Genomic DNA, 8,980 nt, shown 5'->3' with positions numbered 1-8,980 from the left:
GAACGAGCGGCAGATCGGGGATGATCAGGCGGTTGAAAACCACGCTCGGAATGTTCAACGGAGAGGTCGAGGCAATGGCCCAGCCCGCGAGCGGTATGAGGATTGTCAGGACAAGGAGCAGGCGGTGCGCCGCGGTTGCGGCAACCGTCTCCCAGGGTGGAGATCCGGGGACGGGCCCGGGCCTGACGTTTGCCAGCGACCATCCGGCGCGCAGAAGCGCGAGGAGCAGGACAAGAAATCCGAAAGACTTGTGCCACTGATAGAGATCAAATTGCTGCCGCGGGTAATCAGCCGACAGCTGCGTCAGATAGCCGAGAGCGATCTGGCCGATGAAAAGAACGGCGACCGCCCAGTGGAAGATGATCGTCACCAGCCCATAGGTGCCCGGCGTGTTGCGCCACATGACTGTCATGCAAGTTGCCTGTAGGCACGTCTTGCGACCTCGCGCAGACGGCTTTGGGGCAGGTCGCCGACGAGGGCGCAGCTGATGGTCTCGTCCGTCCAGAAGAATGCAGCCAGCGGGCCCAGCGAGGCATAGCGGAACGACGTCTCTTCATGCGCCTTTGCCGGAATGATGAAGAGCGTGATCCTGTGTCCGCTCTCGTCCTCATACATGAATTGTGCGGCCGGGCCCCCGGCCGACGGTAACAACCTGCCACCGACCAGACCAAAGCCGTCACTCCTCAGGTCGGGCACGGTGATCGTCCGGTCGAGGCGTTTGGAAAGCCAGGCCTGCAGGTGGTCTTCCTCCTTCGCCCAGACCTCCACGGGATGGAGGACCTCGCTGGCGTAGACCCTGTGTGCCTCGATCGCTTCGGTGGCAATAGCACCGGGGCGTGCCACGTCAGATTGATAGAGAGCACGGCCGTACCAGCCGGCTGCCCCGCCGATTGCCAGAAACAGTCCCGCGGCCACCGCGCGGCGGCTCACCTGGAAGGCGGCTGTCCGCCTCGTTTGCGCTATGCGGTAGGCACTGAGGCGCGAGGGAACCGGCTCGCCTGCCACAGGATCGTAGAGCGCGCGCAGCGTGTCGTTCTGGCGTTGCCAGGCTTTGACTCTGGCAGCTTCTTCCGGGTGGGCCGCAAGATAGGCCTCCACGGCCGAAAGCTCTGCTCCGGTGAGGGCGCCGTCGGCATAGGCGAGAAGGTCATTCTCGGTAATCTTGTGTTCCTCGCCGTTCATTTCACGGACCTCAATACCGGATTTCCTGTCTCCGTCAGCTGGCGGAGTGTTGCGCGCGCCCTTCCCAGGCGCGACATCACCGTGCCAAGCGGAAGGGAGAGCACCTCCGCCGTCTCGGCATAACTCAGCCCCTCGACGGCGACGAGTAGCAACACCTCACGTTGTTCCAGGGGCAATTCCTGCATGGCGCGCGCCGTGTCTGCAAGGGCGAGCCGTCCGGACTGGGTACCCGGTCCGGACGGCTCCGCCGGCAGTGCCTCAAGGGACAGGGCAAGCGGGCGCCGCTGATTTTTTCTCAAATCGCTGCGGTGGACGTTAAGGAGTATCTTGAAAACCCAGGAGCGGACGCTGCCAGACGGCTGCCACAGGCCCCGTTTGCGGATCGCCCGTTCCAGGCAGTCCTGAACCAGATCGTCGGCAAGATCCGGGTCGTGCGTCAGCGCCCGGGCGTATCGCCTGAGCGCCGGTACGCAGTCTTCGATCTGGTCCAGTATGCGCGGCATGGTCTACTCGGTGGCCACGTGCCAGACACCCTTGACCCCGTCGCCGGTCATGTCGCCTGGTGCCTTGTCCTTGATCCATAGGTAGAGCGGTTTTCCGCCATATGCCCATTGCATCGTGCCGTCCTTTCGCGTCACGAGCGTGTAGTCGCCTTCCGCGGCTGCCCCGTCCGCAGCAACGAGCGGCGGCCAGTTCGTTGCGCAGGCATCATAGCAGTTGGACATGCCGGCCGTATCCTTGTCGAAGGTGTAGAGCGTCATGCCCTTGGCATCGGTCAGGATTTCGCCCTCCGCCGTTTCCATCGACTTGATCGCTCCACCGGCATAGTCGCCGGCAAGGGCCAGGGGGGCTGTGGCTGCCATCGCGGCGGCGGCCATTAGGAGAGAGCGCATGATTGGGTACCTTCCTTGTGGTGTCTCAGGACGCGCAGGCTTTCTGCCCGCATGACTGAAAACGCCATCCGTGCGAAATTAATCCCGGGAAGGAACAATTTTTTGGAAAGCTACTTTCTTTTTCCTGTCAGCGTCATTTCGAAGTGGACCCTGTCGGCATAGATCGGCGTGCCGACATCCATGCCGTAGGGCGAGCGGAGAATGTCACCGGTGACCTGAAACCGGACATTCCGGCCCTGCCATCCGGCCAGTTTCGCGTGGAAGGTTTCCCTTCGGGTGATGCCGCGTGCGGTGAGGACGCCTTCAATGATTGCGCTGTTGGGACCATCCTGGCGCACGCGGGTCGAGCGGAACCGGATGAGGGGATGTTCCCTGGCGGAGAAGACAGCGGAAGATTTCAGGAAATCCTCAACGCGGGTCTGCCCGGTTTCCACGCTGGCCGGTTCGAGGGAGAAGGTCACGCTCGAACGGGCCGTATTGCCGGGCATAAGATTGAATATCCCGGAAAAGCGGCGGAAGCTGCCCTTGACGCCGCCTCCACCGAGCTGGGACACCAGAAAACCGATCTCGGAGGAAGCTTCGATCACATATCTGCCGCGGAGTTGCGACAGCGTCTCGCTCTTTGCTTCGAGCGGTGCAAAAAACGCGAGAAGTGTTGCCGTGAAAGCAATCTTGAACACGAGGTTTTCCTTTTTTGACCGATGACCAAGTCGCACATTTCGGTAAGAAAACGCTCCCCGCGAAAGATTATTCCACCCGTAGCAAACGTGTCCCGAAAAAAAGCATCACAAAAGCGGGAGGGCCTTGCCTTAGTGGCGCATTCGCCTCCAAATCCAACGGATGGGTCCAAGGGTTTGCCCGGGAGTGGTCGGCAATCAGGGAGTGGGCGTGCTTTTCCGCTTTTAAGGCCATCAGCCGCCAGCTGATTTTCTTGCCCACGCAATTGCATCGTCCACCCGGTCGTCTCCCCAGAAAATCTCGTTACCAACCGCCATTGTCGGAGAGCCGAAGACCCCAAGCGCCATGGCCACAGTGGTATCCTGTGCAAGTTTATCTGCGATGCGGCTAGAGCGTGCCGTCTCAAGAACGCGCGCCGGGTCCTGACCGATTTCTGCCAGACTTTCGGTCAGGTTCGGATCTTCTCCCGCAGGAAGGCCGGCCTCGAACCAGCGCCGGTAGGTCGCCCTTGTGTAGTCTTCCACCCAGCCTTCCTCTGCTCCGAGAACAGCGACCTGATTTGCCAGTACAAGCCCGGCCAGGGGGTAGGGCGCCGGCAGGGCGGGATGCAATCCGTAGGCTTCCGCCCGGCGCTCGACGTCGCGCCACATGTAGGCGGTCTTCTGCGGTTTGTCCTTGAAGGGAATGTTGTTCTGTTCGGTCATGACGTGGCGCACATTGAACGGACGCCAGCGGAAGGTCACGCCATTCCTTTTGGCCAGGTCCGGCAATCGCATGACGGTGAGGTAACTGTATGTGCTTCCGATCGAATACCAGAAATCGATTGTCGCCATTTCGGTCTCCCCTGTCCGGTTGTCGTGAAGGTGGGGTGTATCCCAGGCTGTGAGATCAAGGGTCAGGACCTGTCAATCTGCTGGAAATGGTAGGGATGAAATTGAGCTGACACAAGGCGCCAAGCTGCTGGAAATCGTCCTGTTTCCGAAGATTTGCAACGATGTTGCCGGGCAAATCCACCCCATCCCGAAGGGACGCAAAAACGGCTTCGATCTGCTGCGTCAAACCGCTCAACCGGGCCTAGAGTCCGCTTTTCGCGCTTTTCCTTGCAGCTCATTGCCGTTTGTTGCGCCATTTCAGTCAAATTACTGGGTCCTGATCCTTGAAATCCGATTTCGGAAAACAGCTGTTGAGCAGAGAGGCCGGTGGACAAGTACCGTCAGGATAACTACTGTTAAAAATGCGGATGTCCCGCGAAGCGGCAGTTTGCCGTGCACCTCGTTTTCCGGTTTCCTTTGTTCAGGACTGTGAATTTCTGGACGACCGCTTCGGAGACTTGCTGCCGACAAAAGAACACTGCGGAAACCCAATCCCGGCATCACGTTTCGCAACACCTTCTCCTCAGGCAAGCAGATGCAGATTGCTTGCTTGCCTTTAGGCCCGTCTCGTTCTGCCGTTTCGACCAATCTCAGACCGACCGGATACCATTCATGAGAAAAATTCTTTCGCTCGCGTTTTTGTGCCTGCTGACCGCCGGCTGTGTCAGCTCGACCCAACCACTCAGTTCGGGAGACCGCGGAGGTCTGACTGGCAAAACGATTGCCATGACAACGCGAGGCAGTCCGGCGTTTCTTGCCATGACCGCAGGCAAGGGCATGTTTGCCGTTGCCGGAGTGGCGGTTGCCGCAGCGAGCGGCAACGAGCTGGTGAGGAACAACAATATCGCAGATCCGACCGAGGCCATCGCACAAGGCGTGGCCGCAGCTTATGGTGCCGCCTATGACATGCAGGTGGTGGAACCGGTCAACACGGTTTCCACCAGTGACATTTCTGCGATCGTCAAGGCATCGGGCGGAGCGAACTACGTTCTCGACGTCGCCTCCCTCGGCTGGGGCTACACTTATCTCGGCTTCAATTTCAATCAGTTCCGCGTCGGCTATACGGTCAATATGCGCGTGATCGACGCGTCGACCGGCAAAGTCATCTCCACTGACAGCTGCATTTATGATCCGAAGAAGATGGGCAAGCCGGCTGTGAGCCATGACGAGCTGCTCGCCGATGGTGCCGCCTACATCAAAAAGGAGCTTGCCGACGCAACGCGGCTGTGTGTCCAGAAATTCAGCCCGAAGTAATGCGCCCGGGACTGCCCGGCTTTCAGAAAAACCGATTTTCAGCTGTCAGGTCAGCAGGCCGTTGCTGGCCTGAAGGGGCCCCGGCGGCTCTTCGCCGAGCCGGGGCATCAGTGCGATTTCGACGGTCCGGCACATGGCATCAAGCGGCAAGGCGTTGGGTGCAGCGGCAAAAGGATGCTCAAGTTCCTCGGTGACAGCGGCCAGTCCGAAAAAGACATAGGCGATCACGGCGGCAAAAAGCGGGGCCAACGGACCGGCGCTGTCGATCAGCGCGAAGGGAACGGCAAGGCAGTAGAGCCAGGACGTCCTCAGGACAAGCAACGAATAGACAAAGGGCAGGGGTGTGTTGCGGATCCGCTCGCAGCCGGCCTGGGCAAGGCTGATGGCGGCAAGCCTTTCGCTCAAGGCCTTGCGCCCGAACCCGTCCAGGTGACCCGCCCTTGCCGCCTCACGAAGAAGACGCGTTGCCGCATTCAAGGCCTCGCAGGGCGTTTCGGGGAGATTTTTTTCAGGTGCTCCAGGCGGTGCCCATTTCCTCGGCGCACCCTGCGTACCGATATTTCGCAGGCTGATGCGGTGCAGATGAATGAAGAAGAGTGCATGCCGGATCAGCTGTTGGCGGGTGTCGAGGTCTTCAACGAACAGATCCGTTTCCCGTCCAAGACTGCGCATATCGGCAATGAGCTGTCCCCAGAGCCGCCGGGCCTCCCACCAGCGTTCATAGGCGGCATTGTTGCGAAAGCCGAGAAACAGGGAGAGGGCGAGACCGAATATGCCTGTCGCGGTGAACGAGACATGCGGCAGCGGGAGCAGGTGCCGGTCCACCAGCAAAACGCAAAGCGAGAAGATTGCGACGACCCCGATAAGCGGTGCGATCCTGGGCACGATCGAGCCCTGCATGATGAAGAACAGCCGGAAGTGATTGGGAGGATCGCGAACTATCATGGCCAGGCCTGTTGTTGATGCTCTGCGTTTTAGGCGATCCCGGAAAACGTGCGGTTCGAAAGAACGGCAGATTTGGCAGCAAAGGCGACAGCCGCGAAGACGACTTGCATGCCAACAGGGAAACCCTATGCGATGCCTGCCTTCTCGAGACCGTCAAGATAATGGGCAACATCGGCAGGGTCCCGGTAGGCCGTTGCAAACCCGGGGAGCACAGTGGGGCATCTGTCCCAGGCGATGCGCGCCTCGTCCTTCAGTCCGAGATGTCCCAGAGCCGAAAGGAGATAGGCATTGGCGTGCGGATAGTCGGGTCTTGTCTCCAGGGCATCGCGTGCCGCCCCAACGGCCTGTTCGTAGTCACGGGCATTCAGGTGGACACGGGCGAGGGCGCCGACGAAAGTATGGACGCGCGGGTCGCGGCGGTTCAGGTCGATCCCCTTGTGTATATGCAAGTGGGCCTCGATCGGGCGTCCGGACAGGTCGATTGCCTCTCCCAGCGCCACATGGGCAAAAGCGTTGCCGGGGTGCAACTCCACAGCGCGGCGCAGTTCGGCTTCCGCGAGATCGAACCGGCGTGCCCAGATGTTGGCGTAACCCAGAACCAGTTGCGCCGAGGAGTCGGTGTCGTCAAGACGGACCGCCTGCGTTGCCGCCTCGAGGAAGCGCCGGATCCACTCGTCCCTGTTCCCGGCAAAATCCCAGAAGATGTCCCGGTGGTAGCTGTAGGCAAGACCGGTATAGGCCTTGGTGTAAGCGGGATCGAGCCGGATCGCCTGTTCGAACATGTCGCGTGCCGCGGCATTGCCTTCAGGTGTGAATTCCTGCAGAAGCGCGACGCCGCGCTGAACCATTTCCCAGGCGCCGAAATTGGCCGGTGAGGCTGTGCGAATTCGGCGGCCTTCGGCTTTCTCCAGTTCGGGCGAGACGACCGCCGCGATCCGCTGAGCGATCTCGTCCTGCAGAGCGAAGAGGTCCTCGACGTCCCGGTCGAAGTGGTCGTTCCAAACCTGCGCATCCGCCACCGCATCGCTCAGTTGCACGCTGATCCGACTGCGGTTTCCGCTGCGCCGGACGCTGCCTTCCAGAACGTAGCGCACGCCAAGCTCGGTTGCTATCCGCCGGGCGTCGGCCGCCTTGCCCTTGAAGTGAAAGCTGGTGCCGCGCGAGGCCACCGGGAAGTACCGCCATGCGGAGAGCGCGGCGATGATGTCCTCCGTCAATCCGTCGGCAAAAAACGCTTGCTCGGGGTCGCCGGACAGGTTGGTGAAGGGCAGAACGATCAATCCGGGTTTGTCCTCCGCCTGCGGTGCCGCCGGATTCTCCGGTTCGCCGAAAGCGATCTGATAGGTGCGGATGGGGTCGGCAACATTTTTCAGGATCTGTTCGCCCATGTCCTCGAAGACGGCATCCACCTTTCCGCGGACCTGACGATATGCATCTTCCGAGAGGCAGATGGAGGAAGGCCTTGCAATTCCCTCGAGCCGGGCGGCAATGTTGACGCCATCTCCGAAAATGTCCCCTGCCTCGGCGATCACGTCACCCAGGTTGATGCCGATCCGGAACCGGATGCGGCTGTCGGCATCGCGGCCCTCTTCAAGTTCGGCTACAGCGTTCTGCCAGGCTAAGGCGCAGAAAATCGCATCCAGCGCGCTGGCGAACTCGACGAGAAGACCGTCCCCGAGCAGTTTGACAAGCCTGCCGCGATGTTCGGCGAGCAGCGGTTCGATGAGATTTTGGCGGAGACTGTTCATGCGTTGAAGCGTGCCGGCCTCATCCTTTCCCATGAGCCGGGTGTAGCCGACCACATCGGCTGCAAGAATGGCGGCCAGTCTGCGTTCCAAGCCAAGTCTCCTTCGAAACCGCGAAAGCCAGCCTGGGGTAGGGTAACGTCAGGCTGATGCCTCCGGGGTTTCATGGATGATTGCAAATCCTAATCCGGCAGTCCTGCCATCCGCAGGCTCTCCAGGTGGTGGGCGCGTGCAGTCTCCTGCGTGTAGTACAATCCGGCGACATAATCGGAAGCGGTGAAGCCCGGGTCCTGGTTCAGCAAGTTCTTGACCTTTGCCTTGGCTTCCGCGGTGCGTCCCAGACGCGCAAGGCAGGCGGCCATGTCCGCCAGATGGCCGATCCGGGGGGCCGGAATTTTCTGGTAGGCGCCGAGCGCCTCGTCGTAGCGTTCCAGGCAAAAGAGGGCGCGTCCAAGCAGGTGTGCCCTGGCTTGGGCGTCATAGGGGTCGAGTTGCATCGCCAATTTGACGAGTTCAGCCCCTTCTTCCGGATTGCCGAGCCAGGTCAGGAGTTCGCCGCGCTGGGCGACCAGTCTCGGGTCGTTGGGATTGGCCACATAGGCCCGCTCCTGATGGAGCCGTGCCTTGTCCCAGTTGCCTTCGAACATCTCCCATTCGCACAGGATCCGGTTGGCTTCCACGTCGTTTTCATCGATGCGGTATGCTATCTCAGCCTCTTCCCGGGAATCCTTCATGTTTTCGTCGCTGCGCTCGATATAGCCGCGGGCAAGGGCCTGCCCCAGCACGCAAGCCTTCCAGGCATGGGCGGCCGCGAAATCGGGCTCCAGATCAAGCGCCTTGTTGAGAAGGTCCATTGCCGCCGCATTGTCGTCCTCGGTGAACTTGTGGTGATGGATCTTGGCGGCCAGCAGGAAATCATAGGCCGCCATGTCATGCGGGGCCTTCCGGCTCATGTGTTTGACCGCCGCCGCCTCGAGCCGGCCGGGCATGGTAGCGATGATCGAATTGCATAAATCGTCCTGCAATTCGAAGATGTCCATGAGTTCCCGGTCGTAGCGTTCCGCCCAGATGTGTTCGCCGCTCCCGGCGTGAACGAGCTGTACGGTGACGCGCACGCGGTTGCCCGCCTTGCGGACGCTTCCTTCCACCACGTATTCCACGCCCAGCGCCTCGCCGACCTCCTTCACGTTCACCGACTTGTCCTTGTAGGTGAAGGTGGAATTTCGGGCGACGACCACCAGATGCGGAAAGCGCGACAGGCCGGTGATGATGTCCTCGGTGATGCCGTCGGCGAAATACCCCTGTTCCGGATCGCCCGACATGTTGTCGAAGGGGAGGACCGCGATCGACGGCTTGTCCGGCAACGGCAGATGGCGCGTGCCGAGCGGACCGGGCGTGGCCGCTGGCGCGG

General features: G+C 60.8%; 10 protein-coding genes. 1 reads left to right on the top strand and 9 read right to left on the bottom strand.

Annotated elements, in window-relative coordinates:
• The 6 genes from ACQY7U_RS17555 to ACQY7U_RS17530 all read right to left on the bottom strand — a co-directional run.
• Positions 1 to 412, bottom strand: a 412-nt coding sequence (locus ACQY7U_RS17555; protein ID WP_428647073.1) for a cytochrome b, incomplete at its 3' end; no start/stop codon positions are given.
• The gene (locus ACQY7U_RS17550; RefSeq protein ID WP_428647071.1) at positions 409 to 1,182 is read right to left on the bottom strand and encodes an anti-sigma factor family protein; all 774 of its coding nucleotides are present in this window, start codon (positions 1,180 to 1,182) and stop codon (positions 409 to 411) included. The genes ACQY7U_RS17550 and ACQY7U_RS17555, both read right to left, overlap by 4 nt.
• Positions 1,179 to 1,685 (bottom strand): sigma-70 family RNA polymerase sigma factor, encoded by a 507-nt coding sequence (locus ACQY7U_RS17545; RefSeq protein WP_428647068.1) that lies wholly within the window; start codon positions 1,683 to 1,685, stop codon positions 1,179 to 1,181. The genes ACQY7U_RS17550 and ACQY7U_RS17545 overlap by 4 nt, the downstream gene beginning before the upstream one ends.
• Positions 1,686 to 1,688: 3 nt before the next feature.
• Positions 1,689 to 2,075, bottom strand: a complete 387-nt coding sequence (locus ACQY7U_RS17540; protein ID WP_428647065.1) for a COG4315 family predicted lipoprotein — start codon at positions 2,073 to 2,075, stop codon at positions 1,689 to 1,691.
• Positions 2,076 to 2,185: 110 nt separating this feature from the next.
• Positions 2,186 to 2,755, bottom strand: a complete 570-nt coding sequence (locus ACQY7U_RS17535; RefSeq protein ID WP_428647062.1) for a YceI family protein — start codon at positions 2,753 to 2,755, stop codon at positions 2,186 to 2,188.
• Between the two features lie 231 nt (positions 2,756 to 2,986).
• A complete protein-coding gene (locus ACQY7U_RS17530; protein ID WP_428647059.1) occupies positions 2,987 to 3,586 on the bottom strand; it encodes a 2-hydroxychromene-2-carboxylate isomerase in 600 nt (199 codons plus the stop codon).
• 651 nt (positions 3,587 to 4,237) lie between these two features.
• Here ACQY7U_RS17530 and ACQY7U_RS17525 point away from each other — a divergent pair.
• Positions 4,238 to 4,879, top strand: a complete 642-nt coding sequence (locus ACQY7U_RS17525; RefSeq protein ID WP_428647056.1) for a hypothetical protein — start codon at positions 4,238 to 4,240, stop codon at positions 4,877 to 4,879.
• A gap of 45 nt (positions 4,880 to 4,924) precedes the next feature.
• Here ACQY7U_RS17525 and ACQY7U_RS17520 read toward each other — a convergent pair whose 3' ends face one another.
• The 3 genes from ACQY7U_RS17520 to ACQY7U_RS17510 all read right to left on the bottom strand — a co-directional run.
• Positions 4,925 to 5,824: a bestrophin family protein gene (locus ACQY7U_RS17520; RefSeq protein WP_428647053.1), complete on the bottom strand. Its 900-nt coding sequence runs from the start codon at positions 5,822 to 5,824 to the stop codon at positions 4,925 to 4,927.
• Positions 5,825 to 5,949: 125 nt separating this feature from the next.
• Positions 5,950 to 7,662 carry an adenylate/guanylate cyclase domain-containing protein gene (locus tag ACQY7U_RS17515; RefSeq protein WP_428647050.1) on the bottom strand — a complete coding sequence of 571 codons (1,713 nt, stop codon included), beginning with the start codon at positions 7,660 to 7,662 and terminating at the stop codon, positions 5,950 to 5,952.
• 89 nt (positions 7,663 to 7,751) lie between these two features.
• Positions 7,752 to 8,980, bottom strand: a 1,229-nt coding sequence (locus ACQY7U_RS17510; RefSeq protein ID WP_428647048.1) for an adenylate/guanylate cyclase domain-containing protein, incomplete at its 5' end; no start/stop codon positions are given.

It is taken from the genome of Roseibium sp. (genome assembly GCF_050301095.1).
Classification (GTDB): domain Bacteria; phylum Pseudomonadota; class Alphaproteobacteria; order Rhizobiales; family Stappiaceae; genus Roseibium.
Note: the sequence above shows the minus strand (reverse complement) of the source record. Positions and strands in the feature narration are given on the sequence as shown.